The sequence below is a fragment of the Streptomyces sp. NPDC043854 genome, from assembly GCF_056436005.1.
Genome location: NZ_JBWKDK010000027.1, coordinates 6,831 through 33,792, shown reverse-complemented (window position 1 = coordinate 33,792; position 26,962 = coordinate 6,831). Strand labels below are relative to the sequence as shown.

Here is a 26,962-nt window from a genome sequence, read left to right as displayed (position 1 = left end):
TGCGTCGTCACCCCTGGGAGTGGATATGCCCCGGGCATGCGTGTTGATCCGCCGTTCACACGCGGATGGCAAGCTTGAAGCATGAACGATGCCGCCCCGGCGCCCGCCCCTGCGCCCGCGCCCCGCAGCCGTGCCCGTGTCCGTGCCCCCGAGCTGGTCGGGAAGGGGGGCTGGCTCAACACCGGAGGCAACGAGCTCACCCTCGCCGACCTGCGGGGACGCATCACCATCCTCGACTTCTGGACGTTCTGCTGCATCAACTGCCTCCACGTCCTCGACGAGCTGCGGGAGCTGGAGGAGAAGCACCGCGACACCGTCGTGATCATCGGGGTCCACTCGCCGAAGTTCGTCCACGAGGCCGAGCACGCGGCCGTCGTCGACGCCGTCGAGCGCTACGAGGTGCACCACCCGGTGCTGGACGACCCCGAGCTGGCCACCTGGAAGCAGTACGCCGTACGGGCCTGGCCCACGCTCGTCGTGATCGACCCCGAGGGCTACATCGTCGCCCAGCACGCCGGCGAGGGGCACGCGCACGCCATCCAGCGCCTGGTCGAGGAGCTGGAGGCCGAGCACGAGGCCAGGGGCACCCTGCGCCGCGGGGACGGTCCGTACGTGGCGCCCGAGCCGGTGGCGGGCGAGCTGCGGTTCCCCGGGAAGGCGCTCGTCCTGCCGTCCGGGAACCTGCTGGTGTCCGACTCGACGCGGCACCGGCTCGTGGAGCTGGCCCCGGACGGGGAGACCGTCGTGCGCCGCATCGGCAGCGGCGAGCGCGGCTTCGGGCCGGACGCGTTCAGCGAGCCGCAGGGCCTGGCGCTGCTGCCCGACGGGCGGGTCGTGGTCGCCGACACCGTCAACCACGCGCTGCGCACCTTCGACCCGGCCACCGGGGCCGTGGAGACCGTCGCCGGCACCGGCCGCCAGTGGTGGCAGGGTTCGCCGTCCTCCGGGCCGGCCCTGGAGGTGGACCTGTCCTCGCCGTGGGACGTGGCCTGGTGGCAGGGCCGGGTGTGGATCGCCATGGCGGGCATCCACCAGCTGTGGACGTGGGACCCGGAGACCGGGACCGTGGCCGTCGCCGCGGGCACGACCAACGAGGGCCTGCACGACGGGCCCGCCGCGCAGGCCTGGCTCGCGCAGCCGTCCGGGCTCGCGGCCGCCGGGGACCGGCTGTGGATCGCCGACTCCGAGAACAGCGCCCTGCGCTACGTCGAGCCCGCCGCCGACGGCGACGGGTACGTGCTGCGCACCGCCGTCGGGACCGGCCTGTTCGACTTCGGGCACCGGGACGGCGACGCGGCGCAGGCGCTGCTCCAGCACCCGCTCGGCGTGACGGCCCTGCCCGACGGCTCGGTCGCGGTCTGCGACACGTACAACCACGCCCTGCGCCGCTTCGACCCGGCGACCGGCCGGGTCACCACGCTGGCCACCGACCTGCGCGAGCCCAGCGACGCCGTGCTCGACGGCGAGGACATCGTGGTCGTGGAGTCGGCCCGGCACCGGCTGACCCGGCTGCGGCTGCCGGAGGAGGCGGTACGGGTGGACGCCGTCGCCCACCGCACCCAGCGCGCCGCCACCGAGGTGGCCCCGGGCACGCTCCGCCTCGACGTGGTCTTCCAGGCCCCGAGCGGCCAGAAGCTCGACACCCGCTACGGGCCGTCGACGCGGCTGCTGGTGTCCTCGACCCCGCCGGAGCTGCTGCTGTCCGGGGAGGGCACGGGCACGGACCTGTTCCGGGATCTGGAGCTCAATCCGGACGTCGCCGAGGGCGTCCTGCACGTCTCCGCGATGGCGGCGTCCTGCGACGACGACCCGGCCAACGAGTACCCGGCCTGCCACGTCCACCAGCAGGACTGGGGCGTCCCGCTGGCCCTCGCCCCGACCGGCGCGACCCGCCTCCCCCTGGTCCTCGCCGGCCTCGACGCCTGACGGAGCCACCGGAACGCCCCCGCGCACCGCGCGGGGGCGTTCTGCGTTCCCGGTCGGTCGGTCGGTCGGCCGGTCGGCCGGTTGGCCGGTCGGTCGGTTGATCGGGGTGGGGTGTCAGGACTCCAGGAAGGCGACGAGGGCGTTGGCGAGGAGGTACGGGTCCTCCGCGCCGCACAGTTCGCGCGCGCTGTGCATCGACAGGATCGCGATGCCGATGTCCACGGTCTGGATGCCGTGCCGGGCGGCCGTGATCGGGCCGATCGTCGTACCGCAGGGCATCGAGTTGTTCGATACGAACGTCTGCCACGGCACGCCGGCCCGCTCGCAGGCCGCGGCGAAAACCGCCCGCCCGCTGCCGTCCGTCGCGTACCGCTGGTTGACGTTGACCTTGAGGATGGGGCCGCCGTTGGCGCGCGGGTGGTGCGTGGGGTCGTGCCGCTCCGCGTAGTTGGGGTGCACGGCGTGGCCGGTGTCGGAGGAGATGCAGATGCTGCCCGCGAAGGCCCGCGCCCGGTCCTCGTACGAGCCTCCGCGCGCGAAGACGGAACGTTCCAGCACGTTCCCCAGGAGCGGGCCGTCGGCGCCGGTGTCCGACTGCGAGCCGTTCTCCTCGTGGTCGAACGCGGCCAGCACCGGGATGTGGTCCGGCGTCCCGCCGTCGGCCGAGACGGCGGCCAGGGCGGCGACCCCCGCGTGCACCGAGACCAGGTTGTCCATGCGCGGCCCGGCCACCAGCTCGCGGTCGCGCCCCAGGTAGGCGGCCGGCTCGATCGAGTGGACCATCAGGTCCCAGCCGGCCACCGAGCCCTGCGGCAGGCCCTCTTCCTCCTCCAGGAACGCGATGAGGTCGCCCTCGCGGACCTCGCCGAGCCCCCAGATCGGCTGCATGTGCCGCTGCTTGTCGAGCTTGAGGCCGTCGCTGTTGACGGCCCGGTCCAGGTGGATGGCCAGCTGCGGTACGCGCATCAGCGCCCGGTCCACGTTGACCAGCCGCTCGCTGCCGTCGCGCAGCGACAGCCGCCCGGCCAGGCCCAGGTCGCGGTCGAGCCAGGTGTTGAGCAGGGGCCCGCCGTAGATCTCGACGGCGATCTGCCGCCAGCCCTCCGACCCGGTGTCAGGAAGCGGCTTGACGCGGAGGTTGGGCGAGTCGGTGTGCGCGCCGATGATCCGGAAGGGGGTGTGTGCGGCCGCGCCCTCCGGGACGTACCACGCGATGAGTGCGCCGCCGCGGAGCACGAACCGGCCCCCGCTGCCCGCGTCCCAGGCGTCCGTCTCCGACACCTGCCTGAACCCTGCCTTCTCCAGCCGCTTGGCCGCGTTGGCCACGGCGTGGTACGGCGACGGGCTGGCCGTCAGGAAGGTCATCAGATCGTCGGTGTGGCCGCGGTCGAAGCGGGCGGGAGAGCTCATGGGGTTCACCTTAACGACGGTCGTGTTCGCCTTGGCCGGACTGCGGGGGATCGCTGTCGGACGCCGGGCCGCGGCCCGTGTCGTCCGCGGTTCCGGCGGCTTCTCAGCCCGGCGGCCGTTCGAATCGGCGCTGCAGCTGCCTGCGTTCGCCCCGGCGGATGCGCGGGAGCATCTCCGGGGTCGTCGCGGAGCGCTGCGCGCGTCTCTTGCGTCCGGCGCAGAAGATACAGGCCTCTCCCGGAGGCGCGTCCGGGTCCACGGGTGCGCCGGGGTGCTCGGAGCAGCCGGAGGCGCCGCGCGGCCGGGACAGCTCGCGGGCCACGATGAACGCGCGGTGGAGGTCGTCCGCGATCCGCACGAAGTCGTCGGTGGGGGAGGTGAGGGCCAGGTGGAAGCGGCGGTCCTCGACGGTGCGGACGTGGTCGCGCAGCGCCTGGAGGGTGTACGGCGGGTCGGGCACCGGGTAGCCGAGCCGGCGCTGCTCCCCGGCGGGCGGGGCGGCCAGGCGGGCGGCGGCGGCCCGGCCGGCCGGGCCGCCGCGGTCGCGCAGCCCGAGGCGGCGCCGGTCGTTGCAGATCAGGCAGCGGCCCCAGCCGTCGGGCGCCTCGGGGTCGAGGGCGCCGTTGGGGTGCTCGGGGCAGCCGGTGTAGCTCTTGGCGGGGGCGAGTCCGGCGGCGGTCTGGAAGGCGGTGTAGAGGGCGTCGGCGACGGCCTCGTACTCGGCGGGGTGGGCGCCCTCGTACAGCTCCTTCAGGTGGTCGCCGAGGCTGCCGATGGCGGCCTGGAGCTCCCGGAGGGCGTAGGGCCGCCCGGTCGGGACCGCGTACCCCCTGCTGGTGCCGTGCTGCTCCTGTGGACTCATGTCTACGAGCGTCCCACGAAGCACCGACAAGGCGGGAATCGCCCGGGTCGGGGCATGCCGCGGGAGGGGCCGGGTACGCCCGCGGCCGGATCCCCCGCACGAGGATCCGGCCGCTGTGCGCACACCGTGGGTGCAGACCTGCCGCGCAGGAACTACAGGAACTACAGGAACTACAGGAACTAGAAGACGGCCTCGTCGAGCTCCATCAGGGAGTTGTCGACGGCCTCGGCCAGCGCGCGCTGGACCGAGACGCCCGGCAGGATCTGCGAGGCGAAGAACTTCGCGGCCGCGATCTTGCCCTGGTAGAAGGGGACGTCCTTGCCGGCGGCGCCCGCCGCCAGCTTCTCGGCGGCCACGGCCGCGCCCTTGAGCAGCAGGTATCCGACGACCACGTCACCGGAGGCCATCAGCAGGCGGGTGGTGTTCTGGCCGACCTTGTAGATGTTCTTGACGTCCTCGCCGGTGGCGGTGAGGTCGGTGATCATCTGGCCGACGATGGCCTCCAGGTCGACGGCGGCCTTGGCGAGCGCGTCGCGGGCGCCGGCCAGGTCCTCGCCGCCCTCGCCCTGGGCGAGGAACTTCTTGATCTCCTCGGAGAGGAGGTTCAGGGCCGCGCCCTGGTCGCGGACGATCTTCCGGAAGAAGAAGTCCTGGCCCTGGATCGCGGTGGTGCCCTCGTACAGGGTGTCGATCTTGGCGTCGCGGATGTACTGCTCGATCGGGTACTCCTGCAGGAAGCCGGAGCCGCCGAAGGTCTGGAGCGACTGGGCGAGCTGCTCGTAGCCCTTCTCGGAGCCGTAGCCCTTGACGATCGGGAGCAGCAGGTCGTTCAGGCCGTGCAGGGCCTTGGCGTCCTCGCCGGCCGCCTCCTTGACCGCGATCTCGTCCTGCACGGAGGCCGTGTAGAGGACGAGGGAGCGCATGCCCTCGGCGTACGCCTTCTGCGTCATCAGCGAGCGGCGGACGTCCGGGTGGTGCGTGATGGTGACCTTGGGCGCGGTCTTGTCCATGAAGTTGGCCAGGTCCGGGCCCTGCACGCGCTCCTTGGCGTACTCCAGGGCGTTGAGGTAGCCCGTGGAGAGGGTGGAGATCGCCTTCGTGCCGACCATCATGCGGGCGAACTCGATGATCATGAACATCTGGCGGATGCCGTCGTGCTTGTCGCCGATCAGCCAGCCCTTGGCGGGGTGCTTGTCGCCGAAGGTCATCTCGCACGTGTTGGAGGCCTTCAGGCCCATCTTGTGCTCGACGTTCGTCGCGTAGACGCCGTTGCGCTCGCCCAGCTCGCCGGTCTCCCAGTCGAAGTGGAACTTCGGGACGAGGAAGAGCGACAGGCCCTTGGTGCCCGGGCCGTGGCCCTCGGGGCGGGCGAGGACGTAGTGGAGGATGTTCTCCTCCATGTCGTGCTCACCGGACGTGATGAAGCGCTTGACGCCCTCGATGTGCCAGGAGCCGTCCTCCTGCTGGACCGCCTTGGTGCGGCCGGCGCCGACGTCCGAGCCCGCGTCCGGCTCGGTGAGGACCATGGTGGAGCCCCAGCGCTTCTCGACGGCGATCTGCGCGACGCGCTTCTGCGCCTCGTTGCCCTCGGCATGGAGGACGCCGGCGAAGGCCGGGCCGGAGGAGTACATCCAGACGGCCGGGTTCGAGCCGAGCAGCAGCTCCGCGTAGGCCCAGATCAGGGAGCGGGGCGAGGTGGTGCCGCCGATCTCCTCGGGCAGGCCGAGCCGCCAGTACTCGGACTCCATGAAGGCGTTGTAGCTCTTCTTGAAGGAGGCCGGGACCGGAGCCGTGTTGGTGGCCGGGTCGAAGACCGGCGGGTTGCGGTCGGCGTCCGCGAACGACTCGGCCAGCTCGTTCTCGGCGAGGCGGGCGATCTCGGACAGGATGCTCTTGGCGGTCTCGGTGTCCATCTCGCCGAACGGGCCGGTGCCGTACAGCTTGTCGCGGCCGAGGACCTCGAAGAGGTTGAACTCGATGTCGCGGAGATTCGACTTGTAGTGCCCCATGGCGACGGCTCCGTTAAGGCTCGGGAAGACGGGTTCCTCGTACATACCAATCGGTAACAACATGATGCTACCCGTCGGTAATAAGAAGCAACCCTTGCCCGGCCACTGTGACCAGCGTCAAAGCTCACACCACACGGTCTTGGTGCCGGCCCCGTGGACGACGCCCCACCGCAGCGCCACCGCGTCCAGCAGGGCGAGCCCCCGCCCGGACTCGTCGGTGCCGGCCGCGCGGCGGAGGACGGGCCGGGCCTGCGGATCGGGATCGGTGAGCTCGACCCGCGTGCGGGTTGCCCTTCCGCTGATGCGCAGGGTGACGGGGGTGCCCTCCCCGAGGTGGGTGATCACGTTGGTCAGCAGCTCCGTGACGCAGAGCTGGAGCTCGGGACACGGCCTGCCGAGGTGCTCGCGCACGGCGAGCCGCAGCTCGGGGACCGCCTTCGGTACGGCGAGCAGCCCGAGGGTCAGCGGCCTCACCGGTGGTCGGCCCGGAGGGCGGCGGCGAGGCGGGTGGCGGTGGCGGCGTTGCAGTTGCCGAGGGAGATGAGGGGCGGGGTCTTGTACGTGCCGGCGTAGGAGGGGAGGTGGAGGTCGAGGGAGGGCAGCGTGATCCCGTGCGCGGCGAGTGCGGAGCGGAGCTCGATCAGGGCGTCGATCGCCTGGTGGTCGGCGGCGTGGTCGCTCATGGGGGCCTTCCTGTGCGGACTGTGACGAACTGCTCACAGGCTGGCGTGGCTCGGCGTAGCGTGGGAAGGGTTTCGGGTTCCACGGTGCGAGTTGTGGAAGGGCGGGCGATTGTGGCCGCGCGTAAGGACATCGACGGTTCGGTGAGCGTGCCGGCCTTCTACGGCAAGGAGCTGCGCTGGAAGCGGGAGGCGGCGGGGCGCACGCTCCAGCAGATGGTGGAGGGCGTCTTCTACGGGGTCAGCTACCTGAGCGAGATTGAGCGCGGCGAGCGGCGGATGCCGCTGGATCTGGCGCGGCACGTGGACAGGGTGCTGGCGACCGACGGCTTCTTCGAGCGGTGCTGTGAGGATGTCCGGAAAGCGCGGCGAGGCACGCACGCGGAGCACTTCGCACCGGTCGCGGAGGCAGAGAGGCGGGCGCGAACCATCGAGGAGTGGTGCAGCGCCCTGATCCCCGGTCTACTTCAGACCGAGGCGTATCTGCGGGCCGTGATTCGGTCCACCCACCCCTTGGACCTCCCTGAGGAGGTTGACGCAAAGATCCGCACCAGGGCGCTGCGGGCCAACCTTTTCGGTGACCCCAAGAGACCTGAGTACTGGGTGATCTTGCACGAGTCGCTGGTGCGAAACCCGATCATCCCGTTCCCGGAGATGGCCGAACAGCTGGATCGGATCGCAGTCTTGGCCCGATGCGGACGCATCGTTCCACAGATCCTGCCGTGGAACGGGCCCACCCGTCCGTTCATGGAGATGTCGCTCAGGTTCATGGAGTTCGATGACGAACCCCCACTGCTGTACACCGAGGGGCCGTACCACGGCCAAACCATCGACGATCCGGCCCTCGTGAAGCAGTACCGCAAGGCCTACGATCGGCTAAGGGCCGCCGCGCTGCCGCCAGAGGTGTCCCTCACCATGATCGAGGATGCGGCTGAGGACTACCGAAATGGCAAGCAGGAAAAGTGACTTCAGTGCCGCCCGCTGGCGCAAGAGCACCTATTCCAACGGCGAAAACGGCAACTGCGTCGAGGTGGCGGACGGGGTCACCGGGTTCACGCCCGTTCGGGACTCCAAGCTGGCCGACGGGCCGACGATTCTGATCACCGCGGCGGCGTGGGGGCCGTTCGTCGAGGCGGTCAAGGCCGGGCTCTGACCGGAACCAGGGGACCGGCGGGCTCCCGCCCTCGGTAGGCTGGCCGGCATGTACGGCTACGACCAGAACCCGGGTGCCCAGCAGCAGCAGTATGCCCCGCCCCAGCAGCCGATGCCTGGGGCGGGGTACGAGCAGCCGCTGTACCCCGAGCCCTCGCCGCCGTCGCTCGCCGACGCGGTGCGCGCCTTCACGACCGGGTCGCTGTCCGCCGAGGACTTCCAGCAGATCTTCGCCACCTCGAAGGTCTACTGCCCGCGCGGCGACACCCCCGGCTTCCTGGCGCTGCACAACACGCAGCAGCCGGTCATCCCCATGTTCAGCACGCTCAAGGAGCTCCGCCGGTACGCCGGCAAGGAGTCCAAGTACTTCGTCATCACCGGCGCCGAGGTCATCGACCTGCTGCCCACCGGATACGGATTCGTCCTCGACATGGAGGGCGACCACCGGATGGTATTCGACGCGAAGGCGGTCGAGCAGATGGTCGACTATGCCATGCGCCGAATGTACGGCTGAGCACGCCGATATCCCCGCCTTCGTTGAAGGGCAGGGATATCGGTAGGCAATCAGGAGCCGCTGCACATTACGGCACCATCAGTCGCCGCCATTTCCCCCGTGAGTGGCGGCGCACTTAGGGTCAAGTGTGCCGGCGGGAATTCGGGGCGTTCTACTCCTCCTTCAGGTAGCCGCCGACGAAGCCGCGGTAGTCGCCCCAGACGCGCTCACGCATGGTCCAGGAGCTGCCCCAGCAGTCCGCCGTCCAGGTGGTCTCGCTCTGGGCGTTGTCGGCCGGCGGGGAGGAGATCCACTCCTTCACCGGGCTGTTGCTGAAGTCGCAGCCCGGCACGAAGAGGTAGTGGGCGGCGCTGCCCGGGTACACCTTCCTGGTGTCCTTGCCCTTGACCTGGTAGTTGGTGCGGACCGTGACGCGCGCGACCTTCACGCCGAGGAACTTGTCGGTGACCGAGTACGAGGCCCACATGTCGCGGTAGCCCGACGCCCGCAGTGCCGAGGTGGAGTTGGGGGACGCCAGGTCCTCATCGCCGGCGGCCTCGCGCTCCTGGACGACGTCGCCGGCCGCGAACGTCCTCCGGGTGACGCCCGCAGTCGCGGACTCGCCCGAATCGAGGAGCTGCTTGATCAGGGCGCGGTCCTCGATCAGGTCGAGGAACCGCTTCTTCTCGGCGGCCGAAAGGGCCGCGAACCCCTCGGCGGTCTCCTTGGCCTGCTCGTCCCCCTTGGCCACCTTCGCCTTGAGGTAGGCCTGGTACTTCGCGACGCGGAGAGCCTGCGTGGCCGGGTTGCCGTCGGCCTGGGCCGAACCGGGCAGCAGCGCCAGGGTCACACCCGCGAGAGCGGCCGTGGATACGAGGCTTTTCCTGATTGCGGAACGCATGCTGAATTCTCTCTCTCGACTTTCATGCCACCTGGTTGAATTCGGGCAGAAAGGGAGGAGTGCACGCATGCGCACCCTGCCGTCCCCCCACCCCCCGCATTGCGCGTCCGGCTCTTTGCCCCCCTGTCGGCCGCGCAGCACAAAGACTGCACGGGGCGGCCGCAGGGCGTCAATCAATCCTCAATTATTTGAGCATCATCTGAGTTAAGGGGGGTTCGGGTGGCCGACTTTCGATTCGGAATTGCAGAATCCGCTAATTCGGAACTTGCTATTCCGTGAAACTGGGCAGCCAGATGATCTGGAATAACCGCTTTTTCCGACCAGTCCCCTGCGCCCGCATGTGCTCCACCCGCCCGCCTCACCCGGTGTGCCCCTGTATGCGACTGGGCCGCCCCGGCCGCCGGGGGCGGCCGGCTGCGCTTGACCCGATCTCGGGGCTGTGGTCGGCGAGCGGCAGGAGCGCGAACCAGCCCCGGCGCGCGGCGCCGCAGATATGCCGGTCCCGCGGTGGGGACGGCGACATGCCGCTGCTGCTGTGTTTCGCCGGGCTCGGGTGCCGCTGCGGGAATGGGTGATGAGGGGTCGGTGTTCTGACGGGTGGCAGAAAGTTCGAGTTTCAACTAAACTCGGGGCAGAAGGAGGCCGACCATGCCTGCAGTGACCGTCGAGAACCCGTTGACGCTCCCCCGCGTCGCCGAACCGTCCCAGGAGACCGCCGACCGCAAGGTGCTGGCCGTCGTGACCGCGCCGGGCGGCTTCGAGGGCGAGGGCTTCCCGGTGCGCCGCGCCTTCGCCGGGATCAACTACCGCTACCTCGACCCGTTCATCATGATGGACCAGATGGGCGAGGTGGAGTACGCGCCGGGCGAGCCCAAGGGCACCCCCTGGCACCCGCACCGCGGCTTCGAGACCGTCACGTACCTGATCGACGGAACCTTCGTCCACCAGGACAGCAACGGCGGCGGCGGAGTCATCAACGGCGGTGACACCCAGTGGATGACCGCCGGCTCGGGCCTGCTGCACATCGAGGCGCCGCCGGAGTCCCTCGTCGTCAGCGGCGGGCTCTTCCACGGCCTCCAGCTGTGGGTGAACCTCCCCGCCTCCGACAAGATGATGCCCCCGCGCTACCAGGACATCGGCGGCGGCAAGGTCAAGCTGCTGACCACCCCCGACGGCGGCTCCCTGCTCCGCGTGATCGCCGGCGAGCTCGACGGCCACAGCGGCCCGGGCATCACCCACACCCCGATCACGATGATCCACGCGACGGTCCGGCCCGGCGCGCAGATCACCCTGCCGTGGCGCGAGGACTTCAACGCCCTCGCGTACGTCATGGCCGGGCGCGGCAGCGTCGGCACCGACCGGCGGCCCGTCGAGACCGGCCAGACCGCGGTGTTCGGCGAGGGGGGCTCCCTCACCGTGCGGGCGGAGGCCTCCCAGGACTCCCACACCCCGGACCTGGAGGTCGTCCTCCTCGGCGGCCGGCCGATCAGGGAGCCGATGGCGCACTACGGGCCGTTCGTCATGAACAGCCGCCAGGAGCTCCAGCAGGCGTTCGACGACTTCCAGGCGGGCCGGCTGGGGACCATCCCCACCACCGCCCGGGAGCGTACGAGCACCGTGGAGCAGCACTCCTAGGCAGTACCCGCCTTCCGGGCAGCAGCGCTCCCCGCCCGCACCGGCGGGGAGTCGCTAGCGGCGCAGGGCCTCGGCGGGCTGGGTGCGGGAGGCCCGCCAGGCCGGGTACAGCCCGGCGAGGACCCCGGTGACGAGCCCGATCAGCGGCGCCACGGCAACCGTCAGCGGCGACATCACCGGGGTCCAGTCGCGCAGGGCGGACACCCCGACCACGGTCAGGGTGCCGAGCGTGGTGCCCACCAGGCCGCCGACCGTGCCCTGCGCGGCCGACTCGGCCAGGAACTGGGCGGTGATGTGCCGCCCCCGCGCCCCCAGGGCCCGGCGCAGCCCGATCTCCCCGGTCCGCTCAAGCACGGCGACGAGGGTGGTGTTCGCGATCCCCACCGCCCCGATGACCAGGCAGATCGCGGCCAGCAGCAGGAACAGCTGGTCCAGGTCGGAGGTCACCCCGGCCCGCAGCGTCCGCGGATCCGGCGGCGGCGCCGGGGTCAGCCAGTCGGGATGGTCCGGGCGCAGCGCCAGCGGCAGCTCGGCGGCCACCTGCCGGGCCGCCCCCAGCTCGGTCACCACCAGCATCCGGGCCCGCTGGGCGTTGTCGGGCGGCCCCCACAGCCGTTCCGCGGTGCCCCGGGGCACCATCACCGACAGCAGCAGGTCGGGCCTGCGCTCGGCCCCGCCCGCGATCCCGATCACGGTGAACGGGTGGTCGCCGATGAACACCGCCGGGCGGCTCTCCAGCGTGGTGATGCCCAGCCGGGCCGCCATCGCCGAGCCCACCACCGCGACCTGCTCGGCCCGCCCGTCGTGGAAGGCGTCGTAGGCGCGGCCGTCGCCGAGCGTGAGACCGGCCGCGCGCAGCATGCCGGGGGAGGCGGCGACGACCGGGATCCGCTCCCCCGTGGCCCCGGCGACCGGGGCGGACCGCACGGTCGTCTCGCCGAGCGGCACCGGCCAGAACACCCCGGCGGCGGTGACCCCGTTGAGCGCGCCCGCCCGGGTGTCGGCGTCCCGCGGGAAGGCGTTCGGGACCTGCCGGGCGAGCTGCGGGTCGCCGCCGCCCGCGGTGTCCTGGACGCCGACCTCGGTGGCCGTCAGGGCGTTGAAGCGGCTGTCGATCTGCGAGGACGCGGTGGCCGTCAGGCCGAGGATCGCCACGAACGTGCCGACGCCGAGCACCGTGCCGAGGCCCGTGAGCGCCGAGCGGGCGGGCCGCTGGAGCATCCCGGCGAGCGCCTCGGACAGCAGGTCGCGCGCCGACAGCCGGGACGGGGGGATGGCCGGGGCGGCGCCGTCCCCGCCGCGTCTCCCGCAGCGCCACCGCCTCATCCCGGGACCACCTCGCTCAGGACCCCGTCGCGGATGGACACGGTCCGCCGGCCCCGCTGTGCGACGTGCGGGTCGTGCGTGATGACCAGCAGGGTCAGCCCGTCGGCGTGCAGCTCGTCCAGCAGGGCCAGTACGGCGCCGGCGGTCGCCGTGTCCAGGTTCCCGGTCGGCTCGTCGCACAGCAGCAGCGAGGGCTCGGAGACCAGGGCGCGGGCGATGGCCACGCGCTGGCGTTCGCCGCCGGACATCCGGGTCGGCAGGTGGCCGCTGCGGTGGCCGAGGCCGACGCGCTCCAGCGCCGTACGGGCCCGGCCGGCGCGCTGCCCGCGCGGGACGCCGTTGTAGACCATCGCGAGGAGGACGTTCTCCAGGGCGCTGCGGTGCGGCAGCAGGTGGAAGGACTGGAAGACGAACCCGATGCGCTGCCCGCGCAGGGCGGTGCGGTCGCGGTCGGGCAGGGCGCCGGTGTCGATGCCGTCGAGCAGGTAGCGGCCGGCGGAGGGGGCGTCGATGAGTCCCGCGACGTTCAGGAAGGTCGACTTCCCGGAGCCCGAGGGGCCGACGACGGTGACGTACTCGCCGCGCTCCACCGTCAGGTCGCAGGGCCGCAGCGCCTGGACGGGCGGCGGGCCGGGATAGGTGAGCCCGACGCCCTCGAACCGGACGACCGGCGCAGGGCCCGCGGCGGAAGGGCCGGTGGCGGAGGGGCCCGCGGCGGAAGGGCCCCCGGCGGAAGGGCCCCCGGCGGAGGAGTCGGCGGCGGGGTCCGCGGCGGAGGAGTCGGCGGCGTGCTCGGGCGCGGTCATGGCTTCGCCTGGGCGACGAGGACCCGGTCCCCGTCGGCGAGCGCGCCACCGCCGACCGGCTCGACCTGGACCATCCCGTCGGCGGACATCCCCGCCCGGACCTCGACGCGCCGCCGCTCGCCCGCCGCGGCCGGGTCCTTGCCGAGCACCGTGACGGTGGTCCGCCCGTCGGCGCCCGCCGACACCGCGGACAGGGGCACGACGAGGACCGGCTCACCCGAGGAGGCGGCGGTCACCGTGAGCCGTACGCCCTGACCCGCGAGCCGGGCGTCGAGCGTCTGGTCCGGGGTGACCGTCAGGGCGTACCCGCCGGCGTCCGCGGCCCCGGCCCCGCCCGGGGCGCTCCCGCTCCCGCCGGAGCCGCTGCCGTCCGGGGCGCCCGCCCCGGGCCCGGACCCCCCGGACCCGCCGGCCGCCGGGGTCGGGGCGGTGGCCACCGAGGCGACGGTCCCGGTGGCGGTCAGCCCGGTGGCCTCCGACAGCACCTCCACCTTCATCCCCGTCTTGACCAGGTCTTTTTGGTGGGCCGGGAGGGAGGAGCGGATCACGGGGGCGCCCGCCGACAGGGTCAGCAGCCCGTCCGGGACGGGCTCTCCCACCGCTGCCTTGACCGCGTCCACGCGGGCCGGGAAGCCCTTGACGAAGACGAGCTCGTCCGCCGGGACCATCGGCCCGGAGGCCGCCCGGGCCGCCTCCAGGCGGCTGTTGGCCTTGGCCAGGTCGGCCTGGGCGAAGGCGAGCTGCTGCTGCGCCTCCGCGGTGTCGGTGCCGCCGCCCGCCTTGGCCTTGGCGAGGGCGGTCTTGGCGGTGGTGACCTGCCGCTGCGCGGCGTCGGCGGCGTCCTCGGCCGCCTGGAGTTTCTCGGTGTCGCCGGGATCGGCGGGCCGGGGGGTGTGGCCCAGCGCGGCGTAGAGCGCGGTGACCGCCGCCTTGGTGCCGGCGCCGTAGGTGCCCGCGGGGTCCTTGCCGGTGGGGTGGCCGAGCGCCTTGAGGCCCTCCTGGAGCTGCCCCACGTCCTTGCCGGTGGCGCCGGGCTTCAGGTCCCGGTACACGGGCAGGGCCCCGGCCAGGGCGAACACGGGCCGCCCCGACACCTCCAGCAGTACCTCGCCCGCCTGTACGGCCGACCCGGGCTGTTTGTTGACCCGCGTGACCACGGGCTTGCCGCCCGTGCCGGCGGCCGCGGCGGCCCCGGCGCCCGGGGACACGGTCAGCACCTGCTCGGCGGCGACCGTGCCGCGGACGACGACGGAGGAGGTGAGTACCCGCCGTTCGACCCGGTCGGCGAGGACGGAGGCGGGCGGCGGGGCGGCGTCGGCGGCGACCTGGGCGGGGGAGCGGATGGTGGCGGCGACGGCGATACCGGCTCCGGTCAGGGCGACGGCGCCGGCGACGACCCAGGTCAGGATGCGGCGCCGACGGGCCAGGGAGGCCCTTGCATCGTCCGGCCCGTCGCCGGGCCCGTCGTCGGACCCGTCCGCCGCGACCGGCTCCGGCGGCTCTTGATGTTTCACGTGAAACCCGTTTCGTCGCTCAGCAGTTCTCGCCGATCACCCGGAGGGAGCTCACCCGCCACGGGTCGCCCTCGCTGTCCCGGGTCAGCGTGAAGGCGCCCATCTGCGAGGGCTTGTCCTGCAGTTGGTCGATGGGCTCGCCGGTCCTGGCGTCGTGGATCAGCCAGCGGTCCAGGTCCACGCAGTCGTGCAGGACCAGCGACCGCGGCCCGGGGCTCTCCACCCCGTCGATCCGGTGGCCCACCTCGCCGAGGAGCACCTGCCCGGCGGATCTGGAGTGGGCGAGGTTGTCGCGCAGCTCCTGCAACTGGCCTCCCGTGGCGACCCGTTCGATGGCGGGATCCTGCGGGTCGGGCGTGCGGTTCGCGGCGAGCCAGGCCGCCCAGTAGGCGTCGTACGCCTGCCGCACTTCGGGGCTCGGCGGCTGCAGCGCGGGCGCGGCCTCTGTCGTACCGCCCGCGGGAGCGGAGGGCGCCGGGGCGGTGCTGCACCCGGCGAGCAGGGCCGATGCCAGGGCCGTCGTGACGGCGGCCCTGGCGCGGGCCGTCCGGCCGCGGAGCCTCATGCCGCGCCGTCCTTGAGGACCTTCTCGGCGAACTTCACCTGCTCGCCGAGGTGCTTCTTCTCCTGGTCCAGGTCCTGCTTGTGCTTCTCGACCAGGGTGTTCTGGTAGGCGGCCAGGACGGCGGTCCAGGTGTCGGCGAGCTTCGTCTTCTGCTTGCAGGACACATCCGTCGTCGCGGCGGTGATCTCCTCGCCGGTGACCGGCCCGGTCCACCGGGTGCCCTCCATCTGCTGGAGCTCCCAGGGCGTCTTCACCTGGAATCCCGCGTCGCGCATGCAGGAGCTCCACTGCGCGATGGCCGCGGTGACCCGGCTGTCGCCGCGCGCCCGGTCCCCGGCCTGCTGGGCGAGTTCGTCGACCAGGCCGTTCCCGGCGGGGGCCGCCGAAGAGCCCTTGGCGCTCCTCGGGTAGAGCTTGCGGCCGGCCTCGCCCGCGCAGCCGCCTTCCGGGGCGCCCGGGTGGGCGGCGGCGCCGTCCTGCGGGCCGAACAGGGCGGCCGTCTCACTCGGGTCGCGTTTGGCCGGGGCCCCCGCGTCGCGGTTCGGCAGTTCGCCTGAGCGGTAGCCGTACTTCTTCGCGGATTCGGCGTCCACGAGACCGATTCCGCTGGTGGTCCGCCGGGTGTCGGGCTGGGAGACGTACGTGCTCGAATTCTTGAAGGAGGCGAATCCGATGCGGCGCATGCACGCCTCGGTGAGGATGTCCTGCGCCTGCTGGAGGACCTTCTGCTGGCTCTTGTCGAAACCGTAGGCGTCCAGCGGGAGGGCCGCGTTCGCAGGGTCGGGCTGCGCGGTGACCTTCACCGGAGGCTCGCCCGTGCCCGCGGCCGCGCCGCCCGGTTTCTCCGTCGACGGGCCGCTGCAGGCACCGAGCGCCGCGACCGCGACGGCGGCGGCCAGGAGCAGGGGCAGCCGTTGGCGTGCGTGGTGCACGATCAGCCTTTCGATGGTGGGACTGGTGGTCGTACACTGCCCGGCACACCCGGGGCCGGGACCGATTCCAGCGGTCCCGGCCCCGGGTGGATCCGAGCACCGATCAGCAGGGGTTCGCAGCCCACTTGGTGAGCAGGGTCATCGAGCTGTAGCCGGTGACGCTCGTGTTGTTGTTGCGGTGCTTGTCCCACCACTTGTTGCCGTTGATCACGGTGCCCGACTTGTAGCAGATGGGCGTGATCGTGTGGCTGCGGTAGCCGAGCCCCAGGACGCTGGAGGTGGTGGTGGAGTTGGAGCGGATCCGGACCCCGTCCTCGGTGTAGTCGCCGGCGTGGGCGACGGTGGCGGACCCCAGGGCGATCGCAGCGGTGGAGAGTGCCACCGCGGTGAACCTTGCTGCCTTGCGCACGCTGTCTCCTCTTCTGAGCGGACACGTCGTGGTGCAGCCGAGAGGAAGAGCCAGTACCGCCGTCAGCGGCAAGCGCTGAGCTGGTCCCCCCGGTCCGGTGAAAGACGATGGCACGAACGGCAATCCCGTACCAGGGGGTTTCGGCCGTGTGGGGGAGAGCGGCTTGAATGCACCGTGCCGGAACGCCCGGCCGCTTCCACGGAGTCTTCAGATCCTTTTCGGGGTTTGCGCTGGAAAACAGGTACAGCCCGAAATCGGCCGCCTCGGGTCCTCCGTTAATGGATGATCGGGAACCGCTTCGCGGTTGTCCGGAAACACCCGCTACTCGTCTTGCTCCCGCCGCTCGGTGCCCCGGCTCCCCCCGTGGCGCGCCCGCAGCTCCGACACCATGCCGAACGCGGCCGCGGCCAGGGGCACCGAGAGCAGCATCCCGAGGATCCCGGCGACAGCGGCGCCGGCCGTGATGGCCAGCATGACCACCGCCGGGTGCATCTGGACGGTCCGGCTCTGGATCACCGGCTGGAGGAAGTGGCCCTCCACCAGCTGTACGGCGACCACCAGGGCGACGACCCACAGGCCGATGACCCAGCCCCGGTCGGCGAAGGCGACGAGGACGGCCAGCGCGCCGGAGAGGAACGCGCCCAGGTACGGGATGTACGCGCCGAGGAAGACCAGGGCGCCGAGCCCGACGGCGCCGGGCACCCGGAGCACCAGCAGGCCCACGGTGATGAGGACGGCGTCGATCAGGGCGATGAAGGTGGTGCCGCGCATGAAGCCCTCGACCGCGTCGAACGCGCGGCGGGCCATGGCCTCGACGGTGTCGCCCCTGCCGCGGGGGCCGAGCCCGCGCAGGGCCGCGGCGGCGCGGTGGGAGTCGCGCAGGAAGAAGAACATCAGCAGGAGGGCGAGGGCGGCCATGGCCATCACCTCGGCGACGACGCTGAGCCCGGCGATGACGCCGGAGGCGGCCGTACCGCCGAACTTGGCCAGCAGCCCCTTGGCGTTGGCGGCCAGGTCCTCCAGGGAGGTCCCGGCGGCGCCGAAGTGCCCGGCGAGGTCCTGGCCGGCCCGCCGCAGGGCGCTGATGATCTGGTCGCCGGTGTTGAGGAGGGCCGAGACGACGATGTACGTGGCCCCGCCGGCCACCGCGAGCACGGCCAGGCAGGTGAGCGCGGCGGCGAGCGAGGGGTTGACCTTCATCCGGACGAGCCGCCGGTGCAGCGGCCCCAGCAGGGCCGTGCCGAGGAGGGCGAGCAGGACCGGGGTGACGGCGGCCTTGAAGACGATGCACAGCCAGATCCCGACAGCGGCCACACCGGTGACGAGGAGTATGACCACGCACCAGGCGGCGAGACGGCGTACGGGCTCGGGCAGCAGGGAGGAGCTGGTCACACGGTCATCCAACCACGCGTCAGCCGCCCTCCCGCCCCGGCCTCCCGCCCCGGCCGCCCGCCCAGCCGGGCCCCCGTCCCGGCCGCTTGCTCAGCCGGACTCCGGCTTCGGCTGCTCGTGCAGCTCGAACCAGATCGACTTGCCCTCGCCGCGCGGGTCGACGCCCCACGCGTCCGCCAGCATCTCCATCAGCAGCACCCCGCGGCCGCTCGACGCCATCTCGCCCGGATGCCGCATGTGCGGCAGCTCGTCGCTGGAGTCCGCCACCTCGATCCGCAGCCTGCGCGTGCCCGGCCGGCCCACCGCCTCCGCGACCAGCAGCGCGTCGCCGTCGGTGTGCATGAGCACGTTCGTCACCATCTCGGAGACCATCAGCACCGCCGAGTCCACCTGTTCGGGGTCCGCCCAGTCATGCAGCAGTTCCCGGATCTGCCGGCGGGCGCCCGCGATCCGGGCCGGCTCCGCCTGCGCCACCGTCAGCATCGTGCGGCGCGTGGGGCGGGCCGGATGCCGCAGCGGGGCGCCGCAGCCGCAGCCCGGGCCCTCCCGGCACAGCAGGACGAGGGCTATGTCGTCCTCGCGCCGGTCGGCGAGCGGGCCGGTGGTGTGGTGCGAGGACGGCCCGTGCACCGTCTGGACCAGCAGGTCGGCCAGCTTCTCCAGGTTCTCCGTCTCGTGCGTTTCGGACTCCAGGGCCGCCCGCAGCCGCGCCCAGCCCGTGTCCAGGTCGTGCCCGCCGGTCTCGATGAGCCCGTCGGTGCACAGCAGCATCGTCTCTCCCGGCTCCAGCGTGAACCGGGTCGTCGGGTAGTCGGTGTCGGGGATGATGCCCAGCGGCAGGCCCCCGGCGACGGGCCGCATCAGCACGGTCCCGTCGGTCATCCGGATCGCCGGCTCGGGGTGCCCCGCGCGGGCCGCCTCCAGCACCCCGGTCTCCGGATCGCACTCCACGTACAGGCAGGTCGCGAAGCGCGGGCTCCGGAAGTCGAAGCCCGCGTCGGCGTCGCCGTCCGGATCGGGATCGGCGCCGGAGTCCGGGCCGCCGTACGAGCCGGTGCCCTGCGCCGCGGAGCCCAGCCCGGCCAGGAACCGGGAGGCGCGGGAGAGCACCGCGTCCGGGCGGTGGCCCTCGGAGGCGTACGCGCGCACCGCGATCCGCAGCTGGCCCATCAGCCCGGCGGCCCGTACGTCGTGCCCCTGTACGTCCCCGATGACCAGCGCGAACCGGCCCGACGGCAACGGGATCACGTCGTACCAGTCGCCGCCGACCTGGAGCCCGCCGCCGGTCGGGACGTACCGTGCGGCGATCCGCATGCCGGGGATGTCCGGGCCCAGCGTCGGCATCATCGACCGCTGGAGCCCGGTGGTGAGCTCCCGCTCGGACTCGGCCACCCCGGCCCGCTGGAGCGCCTGGGCCAGCATCCGGGCCACGGTGGTCAGCACGGACCGCTCGTCCGGCGAGAACGACACCGGGTGTTTGAACGCGGCGAGCCAGGCGCCCATGGTGCGCCCGGCCACGATCAGCGGCAGGAAGGCCCAGGAGGCCCGGCCGAAGCGCCGGGCGAGCGGCCAGGTGGCCGGGAACCGCCGCTTGTAGTCCTCGGGGGTGGGCAGGTAGATCGCCCGCCCGGTGCGGGCGACTTCCGCCGCCGGGTAGTCCGTGTCCAGCCGCATGTCCGCGAAGGGGCCCTCGTCCCCCGGTCCGTGCCCGTGGTGGCCGATGACCGACAGCCGGTCCCCGGCCACCCCGAAGACGGCCAGCCCGTCGGGGTTGAAGCCGGGCATGGACAGCGAGGCGGCGACCCGCAGCACCTCGGCCGTCGACCGGGCCTCGGCCAGCGCCCGTCCCGCGTCCAGCAGGAACGCCTCGCGGGAGCGCCGCCAGTCGCCGGTGACGGTGGTGTGGGCGGCGGTGGTGCCGGGCTGGGGCTCGGCGATCTCCTGGATGGTGCCGATCAGCTCGTAGCCGAGGCGGCCGTCGACGGACCGGCTCTGCACCGGCTTCGAGCGGCTGCGGACGGTCCGCAGCACCCGCCCGTCCCCGTCCATGATCCGCAGCCGGGCCTCGGCGAGCGTGCCCTCGGCCACCGCCAGGTTGACGATCCCGTTGACCTCGTTCCAGTCCACCGGGTGGAACCGGGACCGTACGGCCGCCTCCGGCAGCACGGCCGGCTCGGCGGGCAGACCGAGCAGCCGGGCGGCCTCGCCGTCGAGGCTGACCTTCCCGGACGCGTTGTCCCATCGCCACAGGCCCGTCGCGACGGCAGCCAGGACATCCTCGGTGCGCACCCGGTCATCTTTACAGGTCATCGCCCCGACGTGCCTGTTCGCGGAGCCCGCCGGGCGCACCAGCGCGGCCCGCGTCCCGGACGGTAACCTTGGGAGGGTTGAATCCACCCTGGTATCGCGAAGAACTGGATGACTGATGCATCGGTACAGGTCCCACACCTGCGGCGAGCTCCGCGCCTCTGACGTCAACACCGACGTCCGGCTGAGCGGCTGGCTGCACAATCGTCGAGACCTGGGCGGCATCCTCTTCATCGATCTGCGCGACCACTACGGCATCACGCAGCTCGTCGCCCGTCCCGGCACCCCCGCCGCGGACGCCCTGGACAAGCTCTCCAAGGAGACCGTCGTCCGCGTCGACGGCAAGGTCGTCTCCCGCGGCGCCGAGAACGTCAACCCCGACCTGCCCACCGGCGAGATCGAGATCGAGGCCGCCGAGGTCGAGGTGCTGGGCGCGGCCGCCCCGCTGCCCTTCACCATCAACACCGACGACGGTGTGAACGAGGAGCGGCGCCTGGAGTACCGCTTCCTCGACCTGCGCCGCGAGCGCATGCACCGCAACATCATGCTGCGCTCCGCCGTGATCGGCTCGATCCGCCAGAAGATGACCGCCCTCGGCTTCAACGAGATGGCGACCCCGATCCTCACCGCGACCTCCCCCGAGGGCGCGCGCGACTTCGTCGTCCCGTCCCGCCTGAACCCCGGCAAGTTCTACGCGCTGCCGCAGGCCCCGCAGCAGTTCAAGCAGCTGCTGATGATCTCCGGCTTCGACCGGTACTTCCAGATCGCGCCCTGCTTCCGCGACGAGGACGCCCGCGCCGACCGCTCGCCGGGCGAGTTCTACCAGCTCGACGTCGAGATGTCCTTCGTCGAGCAGGAGGACGTCTTCCAGCCGATCGAGAAGCTGATGACCGAGCTCTTCACCGAGTTCGGCGGCGGCCGCGAGGTCACCTCCCCGTTCCCGCGGATCCCGTTCCGCGAGTCGATGCTGAAGTACGGCAACGACAAGCCCGACCTGCGCGCCAAGCTGGAGCTCGTCGACATCACCGACGTCTTCGAGGGCTCCGAGTTCAAGGCGTTCGCCGGCAAGCACGTCCGCGCCCTGCCGGTCCCGGACACCGCCGCCCAGCCGCGCAAGTTCTTCGACGGCCTCGGCGACTACGCCGTCTCGCTCGGCGCCAAGGGCCTCGCCTGGGTGCGCGTCGGCGAGGACGGCACGCTGACCGGCCCGATCGCGAAGTTCCTCACCGAGGAGAACGTCAAGGTCCTCACCGAGCGCCTGGGCCTGGTCGCCGGCCACGCCGTGTTCTTCGGCGCCGGCGAGTTCGACGAGGTCTCCAAGATCATGGGCCCGGTCCGGGTCGAGGCCGCCAAGCGCGCCGGCCACTTCGAGGAGAACGTCTTCCGCTTCTGCTGGATCGTCGACTTCCCGATGTACGAGAAGGACGAGGAGACCGGCCGGATCGACTTCTCCCACAACCCGTTCTCCATGCCGCAGGGCGGCATGAAGGACCTGGAGGAGAAGGACCCGCTGGACATCCTGGCGTGGCAGTACGACATCGTCTGCAACGGCATCGAGCTGTCCTCCGGCGCGATCCGCAACCACGAGCCCGAGGTCATGCTGAAGGCCTTCGAGATCGCCGGTTACGAGGCGGAGACCGTCGAGCGCGAGTTCGCCGGCATGCTGCGCGCGTTCCGCCTCGGCGCCCCGCCGCACGGCGGCATCGCCCCGGGCGTGGACCGCATCGTGATGCTGCTCGCCGACGAGCCGAACATCCGCGAGACCATCGCGTTCCCGCTGAACGGCAACGCGCAGGACCTGATGATGGGCGCGCCCACGATCCTGGAGGAGTCCCGCCTGCGCGAGCTGAACATCGCGCTGCGCAAGCCGGTGGAGGCGAAGCCGGTGGACGCCAAGCCGATCGCGGAGGCCGTCCACCCCGACGCCTCGCGGTAACGCCGCTGCGGCCGCCTGACGTGCGGAAGGGCCCGGGATCCTCGCGGATCCCGGGCCCTTCGGCGTATGAGACGTTGTGCTGGAAGCGGTCCTAGAAGCGGTCGAGGATCCCCTTGAGCAGGGCCGCCGAGGTCAGCTCGCAGGGAGTCGGGCCGGCGTGGAAGAACCCGGCGTTCTCGGCGTCCAGCTTGCGCAGGAAGTCGAAGGCCTTGTTGTCGTGGTCGCCGAAGGCGACGAACTGCCAGTGCACCTGCGGTGCCGACGCGGCCGCGTCCGCCAGGGCCTGCTTCGCGGGCTGCCGGTTGTCGGGGGCGCCGTCGGTCTGGAAGACGACGAGGGCCGGGCCCGAGTCGCCGTCCTTGCGGTAGCGCTCCAGGACCTGCTCCACGGCGACGTGGTAGCTGGTGCGGCCCATGCGGCCGAGCTCGGCGTGGCGGCCCTCGACCCAGGAGGCGTAGTGGGTGTCGAGGGTCAGGTCGGCGGTGCCGTCCACCTCCGTGGAGAAGAACACGGTGTGCACGGTCGCCTCGTCGTCGAGGTGCGCGGCGAGGGCGAGGGCGTGGTCGGCGAGGTACTGGGCGCTGCCGTCCTTGTAGAACGGCCGCATGGACCCGGACCGGTCGAGGACCAGGTACACCTTGGCCCGGGCCCCGGCCCTGCCCTTGGCGCGGAGCACCTGGCCGGCCGCCTTGTAGGACGCGGCCACCTCGGGCGCCCGCTTCCGCACCACGGCCGCACCGTGCGCCGGCCCTCCGACGGCCTCGGCCTCTGCGGATGCGTCATCCGCCTCGGCCTGCACGGCAACGGCCTCCGGCTCCGCCTCGTCCTGCGCGGCGAGGGCCTCGGCGGCCGCTTCGGCGTCGGCCTGGGCCGCGACGGGCTCGGCTTCCCGCTCCACCTCCGCCGACTCGGCCTGGGGCTCCGCCTCGGCCGCCTCCGGCAGGGCCGCGACCGGTTCGGCCTCGGCGGGAGCCGCTGCCTCGTCGGCCACGGCTTCCTGCGGTGCGGGCTCCTCGGCGGGCTCTTCCTGCGTCTCGGCGGCGGCGGGCTCCACCTCGTCCTGGGCAGTGATGGGCTCGGCCTGCGCGGCTTCCGGCTCCGCCTCGGCGAGGACAGCCTCTGCCTCGGCAGCGGTCGGCTCCACGTCGTCCTGCGCGGCAACGGCCTCATCCTGCGGGGCGACAGGTTCGACTTCCGGCTCCGCCTCGGCGAGAGCGGCCGCCGGCTTGGCGTCGACCGGCTCCGCCTCGGCGGCGGGATCCGCCTCGGCCCGTACGGCGTCGGGCTCGGCCTGGGGCTCCGCCTCGGCCGCCTCCGGCAGGGCGGCGGCCGGTTCGGCCTCGGCGGGAGCCGCTGCCTCGTCGGCCACGGCTTCCTGCGGTGCGGGCTCCTCGGCGGGCTGCTCCTGCGTCTCGGCGGCGGCGGGCTCCACCTCGTCCTGAGCAGCGACGGATTCAGCCTGCGCGGCTTCGGGCTGCGCTTCGGCGGCGGGCTCCACGTCGTCCTGCGCGGCAACGGGCTCGGCTGCGGGCTCCGCCTCGGCGGCCTCGGCTTCCTGCGCCTCGGCGGCGGCGGGCTTCGCCTCGTCCTGGGGGTTGATGGGCTCGGCCTGCGCGGCTTCCGGCTCTGCCTCCGGCTGCGCCTCGGTGACGGCTGCCTCCGGCTCGGCGGCGGCCGATTCCGCCTCGGTGGGGGCGGCCTGGGGCTCGGTGGCGGGGGCCGCAGCCTCAGCGGGCTCGGCTTCGGGGCCTGTGGCGGCGGAGGCGGGGGCCGCTGCCTCGGTCGGGTGCAGGGGGCGACGGGCCTCCGGGACCGTGGGGTCCGTGGCCGGAGCGGTGACGAGCACGCCCGGTTCGCGGTCGCGCGGCGCGGACTGCGGCGGGACCGTCGGGTTGTCGAACGACGCCGCGACCAGCTCCGCCGCCGCGTCGAGCGGCGTCCGTTCCGCCTGGCTCGGCACAGCCGCTGATGACGTCGAAGGGGTGGTGGCCTCAGTCGACTCCGGAACCGGCTCGGCGGACCGTCCGAATACCTTGCGCAACAAGCTCCGAATACCCATGGGCCAGGCCTTTCGCATGAGTGCGTGCGTCTTTTGTCCGTGCTGCGCGGTTGATCCCTGCCCAGAGTGGACACGTAAGGTTATCGACCCCCCGGCTGGAACGTCGGGAGGGGCACCCCTCGTGGCGCCAGGCCCTTTTCGGCCTTTTCTTGCGGATCTCGGCCGATCCGCCCGCCACGTACGAGGGCTCCTCCGGACCGCCAGCCGTGCGGGGCCCGCACAGAGCCTTACCACACCACGGCGGCCCTACCGAACGGCACCCCCACCTTCCCCGAACTCCCTTCCCGAACTCCTGCCCCGACGTGCCCGGTTCACCGGACGTTCATCCCGCGGCCGCCGGTTCGGCGTACCCCGCCCCTAGCGTCACCGCTGGATTCGGCCGATTCCCGTCGGCAACCGCGCAGTTACGGAGGACACTCGTGCGCAAGCTTCTGCCGCTCATAGGCAACCCGCATGGGGGCGGCCGTTCCGCCCTCACCTGTCGCTACCGCTGTGGTGACGCCTGCTTCCACGAAGTGCCGAACACCAGCGACAACGAGTACGCCGGCGACATCATCGCCCGCACCTGGTCCCGCCGCTCGATGCTGCGCTCCGCCGCCGTCGTCACGGTCGCCACGGCCGCCGGTACGGCCGTCGCCGTCGGCGGCAGCGGCTCGCAGGCCACCGCCGTCCCCGCGGCCGACGCCCAGGCAGCCGCCGAGGGCGCCGGCCAGGCCGCCCGCGGCCTGCGCTTCCAGCCGGTCGCGCCGAACACCGACGACCGCGTCACCATCCCCGAGGGCTACGAGCAGCACGTGGTCATCAAGTGGGGCGACCCGATCGTCAAGGGCGCCCCGGGCTTCAACGCCGACAAGCAGTCCGCCGCCGCCCAGGCGGGCCAGTTCGGCTACAACAACGACTTCCTCAGCCTGCTCCCGCTCGGCAGCGACTACGAGCGCCAGCAGCTCCTCGTCGCCAACCACGAGTACACGGACGAAGTCCTGATGTTCAAGGGCTACGACCCGGCCAACCCGACCAAGGAGCAGGTCGAGATCGCCTGGGCCGCGCACGGCCTGTCCGTGGTCGTCGTCCAGGAAGACCACCGCAGCGGCAAGCTGACCGCGGTCAACCGCCACCAGCTGAACCGCCGCCTCACCGCGACCAGCGAGTTCCGCATGACCGGCCCGGCCGCCGGCAGCGCCCTGCTGAAGACCTCCGCCGACCCGTCCGGCACCAAGGTGCTCGGCACCCTCAACAACTGCGCCGGCGGCACCACCCCGTGGGGCACCACCCTCCACGGCGAGGAGAACTTCAACCAGTACTTCGCCAACGGCGGCTCCGTCACCGAGCCCGTCCAGGCCGCCCGCCTGAAGCGCTACGGCGTCACCGGTGCCGCCTCCGAGCGCAAGTGGGAGCGCTTCGACAAGCGCTTCGACGTCGCCCAGGAGCCCAACGAGTCCCACCGCTTCGGCTGGGTCGTCGAGCTCGACCCGTACGACCCGAACTCCGTGCCGCGCAAGCGCACCGCGCTGGGCCGCTTCAAGCACGAGGCTGCGCAGCCCCGCCTCACCGAGGACGGCCGCCCGGTCGTCTACATGGGCGACGACGAGCGCTTCGACTACTTCTACAAGTTCGTCTCCAGCAAGCGGATGATGAAGGGCACCAGCCGCGCCGCGAAGGAGCACAACCTCACGCTGCTCGACGAGGGCACCCTCTACGTCGCCAAGCTGACCGGCGACTCCCCGGCCGACCAGATCGACGGCAGCGGCAAGTACCCGTCGGACGGCCAGTTCGACGGCACCGGCGTGTGGATCCCGCTGGCCACCGGCAACGTCTCGCACGTCCCGGGCTTCACCGCCGAGGAGGTGTACGTCTTCACGCGCCAGGCCGCCGACAAGGTGGGCGCCACCAAGATGGACCGCCCCGAGGACGTCGAGCCCTCGCCGCGCACCGGCCGCGTCTACGTCGCGCTGACCAACAACAGCAACCGGGGCAAGGCGGGCCAGCCCGCCGCCGACGAGGCCAACCCGCGCAACGCCAACAAGCACGGCCAGATCCTGGAGCTCGCCGAGAGCTTCGACGACCCGGCCGGCGACGCCTTCGCCTGGCGCCTGTTCCTGGTCGCCGGTGACCCGAACGACCCGGCCACCTACTTCGCGGGCTTCCCGAAGGACAAGGTCAGCCCGATCTCCTGCCCGGACAACGTGGCCTTCGACCCGCACGGCAACCTGTGGATCTCCACGGACGGCAACCAGCTCGGCTCCCACGACGGACTGTTCGGCGTCGCCACCGCCGGCGACCGCCGGGGTGAGCTCAAGCAGTTCCTGACCGTGCCGCGCGGCGCCGAGACCTGCGGGCCGCTGGTCCAGGACAAGCGCGTCCTGGTCGCCGTGCAGCACCCGGGCGAGGTCGACGGCGCATCCGTCGAGAAGCCCGCGTCGGTGTGGCCCGACGGCCCCGGCAAGATCGTCCGCCCGTCCGTGGTGTCGGTCTGGCGCAAGGACGGCAAGAACATCGGCGTCTGACGCCGGTGTCCGGTCCGCTGCCCGCGGGCCGTCGCCCCGCGGGCAGTTGACCCGTAGGCCACAGGGGAGGGGGGGGGGGGGGGGGGGGGGGGGGGGGGGAAGGGAGGGGAGGGGGGGGGGGGGGGGCCACGACGAAAAGAAAAA

22 protein-coding genes are annotated in these 26,962 nt (G+C 72.4%); 7 read left to right on the top strand and 15 right to left on the bottom strand.

What is annotated here, in order from left to right:
• Window positions 1-81: 81 nt before the first annotated feature.
• Window positions 82-1,926, top strand: a complete 1,845-nt coding sequence (locus AC068A_RS23595; protein WP_478587871.1) for an NHL domain-containing thioredoxin family protein — start codon at window positions 82-84, stop codon at window positions 1,924-1,926.
• Between the two features lie 114 nt (window positions 1,927-2,040).
• Here AC068A_RS23595 and AC068A_RS23590 read toward each other — a convergent pair whose 3' ends face one another.
• From AC068A_RS23590 to AC068A_RS23570, 5 genes are all read right to left on the bottom strand, one after another.
• The gene (locus AC068A_RS23590) at window positions 2,041-3,336 is read right to left on the bottom strand and encodes a M18 family aminopeptidase (protein WP_478587869.1); all 1,296 of its coding nucleotides are present in this window, start codon (window positions 3,334-3,336) and stop codon (window positions 2,041-2,043) included.
• A gap of 103 nt (window positions 3,337-3,439) precedes the next feature.
• Window positions 3,440-4,198, bottom strand: a complete 759-nt coding sequence (locus tag AC068A_RS23585; protein ID WP_478587867.1) for a hypothetical protein — start codon at window positions 4,196-4,198, stop codon at window positions 3,440-3,442.
• Window positions 4,199-4,377: 179 nt separating this feature from the next.
• Window positions 4,378-6,207 carry an acyl-CoA dehydrogenase gene (locus AC068A_RS23580; RefSeq protein WP_478587866.1) on the bottom strand — a complete coding sequence of 610 codons (1,830 nt, stop codon included), beginning with the start codon at window positions 6,205-6,207 and terminating at the stop codon, window positions 4,378-4,380.
• Window positions 6,208-6,324: 117 nt separating this feature from the next.
• The gene (locus AC068A_RS23575) at window positions 6,325-6,681 is read right to left on the bottom strand and encodes an ATP-binding protein (RefSeq protein WP_478587864.1); all 357 of its coding nucleotides are present in this window, start codon (window positions 6,679-6,681) and stop codon (window positions 6,325-6,327) included.
• A complete protein-coding gene (locus AC068A_RS23570) occupies window positions 6,678-6,890 on the bottom strand; it encodes a hypothetical protein (RefSeq protein ID WP_478587862.1) in 213 nt (70 codons plus the stop codon). Before AC068A_RS23570 ends, AC068A_RS23575 begins: the two co-directional genes overlap by 4 nt.
• A 111-nt stretch (window positions 6,891-7,001) precedes the next feature.
• Between AC068A_RS23570 and AC068A_RS23565 the strand changes: the two genes are divergently transcribed.
• Genes AC068A_RS23565 through AC068A_RS23555 form a run of 3 tightly spaced genes read left to right on the top strand, consistent with a single transcriptional unit; the run spans window position 7,002 to window position 8,553 of the window.
• Window positions 7,002-7,853 (top strand): helix-turn-helix domain-containing protein, encoded by an 852-nt coding sequence (locus AC068A_RS23565; protein ID WP_478587860.1) that lies wholly within the window; start codon window positions 7,002-7,004, stop codon window positions 7,851-7,853.
• Complete coding sequence (locus AC068A_RS23560; protein ID WP_478587859.1) at window positions 7,834-8,040, top strand: DUF397 domain-containing protein; 207 nt, start codon at window positions 7,834-7,836, stop codon at window positions 8,038-8,040. The genes AC068A_RS23565 and AC068A_RS23560 overlap by 20 nt, the downstream gene beginning before the upstream one ends.
• 48 nt (window positions 8,041-8,088) lie before the next feature.
• Window positions 8,089-8,553, top strand: coding sequence for an SseB family protein (locus AC068A_RS23555; protein ID WP_478587857.1), 465 nt, complete (start codon window positions 8,089-8,091; stop codon window positions 8,551-8,553).
• Window positions 8,554-8,704: 151 nt separating this feature from the next.
• Here AC068A_RS23555 and AC068A_RS23550 read toward each other — a convergent pair whose 3' ends face one another.
• Window positions 8,705-9,433, bottom strand: a complete 729-nt coding sequence (locus AC068A_RS23550; RefSeq protein WP_478587855.1) for a hypothetical protein — start codon at window positions 9,431-9,433, stop codon at window positions 8,705-8,707.
• A 648-nt stretch (window positions 9,434-10,081) separates the two neighbouring features.
• On the opposite strand from AC068A_RS23550, the gene AC068A_RS23545 reads away from it, so the two are divergent.
• A complete protein-coding gene (locus tag AC068A_RS23545) occupies window positions 10,082-11,068 on the top strand; it encodes a pirin family protein (protein WP_478587853.1) in 987 nt (328 codons plus the stop codon).
• Between the two features lie 54 nt (window positions 11,069-11,122).
• Here AC068A_RS23545 and AC068A_RS23540 read toward each other — a convergent pair whose 3' ends face one another.
• From AC068A_RS23540 to AC068A_RS23505, 8 genes are all read right to left on the bottom strand, one after another.
• Window positions 11,123-12,394: an ABC transporter permease gene (locus tag AC068A_RS23540; RefSeq protein ID WP_478587851.1), complete on the bottom strand. Its 1,272-nt coding sequence runs from the start codon at window positions 12,392-12,394 to the stop codon at window positions 11,123-11,125.
• Window positions 12,391-13,200 (bottom strand): ABC transporter ATP-binding protein, encoded by an 810-nt coding sequence (locus tag AC068A_RS23535; RefSeq protein ID WP_478587849.1) that lies wholly within the window; start codon window positions 13,198-13,200, stop codon window positions 12,391-12,393. Before AC068A_RS23535 ends, AC068A_RS23540 begins: the two co-directional genes overlap by 4 nt.
• Window positions 13,197-14,714 carry an efflux RND transporter periplasmic adaptor subunit gene (locus AC068A_RS23530; RefSeq protein WP_478587847.1) on the bottom strand — a complete coding sequence of 506 codons (1,518 nt, stop codon included), beginning with the start codon at window positions 14,712-14,714 and terminating at the stop codon, window positions 13,197-13,199. Before AC068A_RS23530 ends, AC068A_RS23535 begins: the two co-directional genes overlap by 4 nt.
• Window positions 14,715-14,733: 19 nt before the next feature.
• Window positions 14,734-15,279: a hypothetical protein gene (locus tag AC068A_RS23525; protein ID WP_478587845.1), complete on the bottom strand. Its 546-nt coding sequence runs from the start codon at window positions 15,277-15,279 to the stop codon at window positions 14,734-14,736.
• Window positions 15,276-16,211: a hypothetical protein gene (locus AC068A_RS23520; RefSeq protein ID WP_478587843.1), complete on the bottom strand. Its 936-nt coding sequence runs from the start codon at window positions 16,209-16,211 to the stop codon at window positions 15,276-15,278. Before AC068A_RS23520 ends, AC068A_RS23525 begins: the two co-directional genes overlap by 4 nt.
• Window positions 16,212-16,314: 103 nt before the next feature.
• Window positions 16,315-16,620 carry a hypothetical protein gene (locus AC068A_RS23515; RefSeq protein WP_478587841.1) on the bottom strand — a complete coding sequence of 102 codons (306 nt, stop codon included), beginning with the start codon at window positions 16,618-16,620 and terminating at the stop codon, window positions 16,315-16,317.
• A gap of 321 nt (window positions 16,621-16,941) precedes the next feature.
• On the bottom strand, window positions 16,942-18,012 hold the full coding sequence (locus AC068A_RS23510) for an AI-2E family transporter (RefSeq protein ID WP_478587839.1): 1,071 nt from the start codon (window positions 18,010-18,012) through the stop codon (window positions 16,942-16,944).
• A 90-nt stretch (window positions 18,013-18,102) separates the two neighbouring features.
• The gene (locus tag AC068A_RS23505) at window positions 18,103-20,301 is read right to left on the bottom strand and encodes a SpoIIE family protein phosphatase (protein ID WP_478587838.1); all 2,199 of its coding nucleotides are present in this window, start codon (window positions 20,299-20,301) and stop codon (window positions 18,103-18,105) included.
• 136 nt (window positions 20,302-20,437) lie between these two features.
• Here AC068A_RS23505 and aspS point away from each other — a divergent pair, with 136 nt between their 5' ends.
• Window positions 20,438-22,255 carry an aspartate--tRNA ligase gene (gene aspS, locus AC068A_RS23500; RefSeq protein WP_478587836.1) on the top strand — a complete coding sequence of 606 codons (1,818 nt, stop codon included), beginning with the start codon at window positions 20,438-20,440 and terminating at the stop codon, window positions 22,253-22,255.
• A 91-nt stretch (window positions 22,256-22,346) separates the two neighbouring features.
• Here the strand turns inward: aspS and AC068A_RS23495 are convergent, their stop codons facing one another.
• A complete protein-coding gene (locus tag AC068A_RS23495; RefSeq protein ID WP_478587834.1) occupies window positions 22,347-24,215 on the bottom strand; it encodes a VWA domain-containing protein in 1,869 nt (622 codons plus the stop codon).
• A gap of 518 nt (window positions 24,216-24,733) precedes the next feature.
• Between AC068A_RS23495 and AC068A_RS23490 the strand changes: the two genes are divergently transcribed.
• On the top strand, window positions 24,734-26,818 hold the full coding sequence (locus AC068A_RS23490; protein WP_478587832.1) for a PhoX family protein: 2,085 nt from the start codon (window positions 24,734-24,736) through the stop codon (window positions 26,816-26,818).
• Window positions 26,819-26,962: the final 144 nt, after the last annotated feature.

Excerpts from the sequence above, each read along its gene's own strand:
- AC068A_RS23595 (WP_478587871.1), top strand. The coding sequence starts at position 82 with ATGAACGATGCCGCCCCGGCGCCCGCCCCTGCGCCCGCGCCCCGCAGC.
- AC068A_RS23590 (WP_478587869.1), bottom strand. The coding sequence starts at position 3,336 with ATGAGCTCTCCCGCCCGCTTCGACCGCGGCCACACCGACGATCTGATG.
- AC068A_RS23585 (WP_478587867.1), bottom strand. The coding sequence starts at position 4,198 with ATGAGTCCACAGGAGCAGCACGGCACCAGCAGGGGGTACGCGGTCCCG.
- AC068A_RS23580 (WP_478587866.1), bottom strand. The coding sequence starts at position 6,207 with ATGGGGCACTACAAGTCGAATCTCCGCGACATCGAGTTCAACCTCTTC.
- AC068A_RS23570 (WP_478587862.1), bottom strand. The coding sequence starts at position 6,890 with ATGAGCGACCACGCCGCCGACCACCAGGCGATCGACGCCCTGATCGAG.
- AC068A_RS23560 (WP_478587859.1), top strand. The coding sequence starts at position 7,834 with ATGGCAAGCAGGAAAAGTGACTTCAGTGCCGCCCGCTGGCGCAAGAGC.
- AC068A_RS23555 (WP_478587857.1), top strand. The coding sequence starts at position 8,089 with ATGTACGGCTACGACCAGAACCCGGGTGCCCAGCAGCAGCAGTATGCC.
- AC068A_RS23550 (WP_478587855.1), bottom strand. The coding sequence starts at position 9,433 with ATGCGTTCCGCAATCAGGAAAAGCCTCGTATCCACGGCCGCTCTCGCG.
- AC068A_RS23545 (WP_478587853.1), top strand. The coding sequence starts at position 10,082 with ATGCCTGCAGTGACCGTCGAGAACCCGTTGACGCTCCCCCGCGTCGCC.
- AC068A_RS23540 (WP_478587851.1), bottom strand. The coding sequence starts at position 12,394 with ATGAGGCGGTGGCGCTGCGGGAGACGCGGCGGGGACGGCGCCGCCCCG.
- AC068A_RS23535 (WP_478587849.1), bottom strand. The coding sequence starts at position 13,200 with ATGACCGCGCCCGAGCACGCCGCCGACTCCTCCGCCGCGGACCCCGCC.
- AC068A_RS23525 (WP_478587845.1), bottom strand. The coding sequence starts at position 15,279 with ATGAGGCTCCGCGGCCGGACGGCCCGCGCCAGGGCCGCCGTCACGACG.
- aspS (WP_478587836.1), top strand. The coding sequence starts at position 20,438 with ATGCATCGGTACAGGTCCCACACCTGCGGCGAGCTCCGCGCCTCTGAC.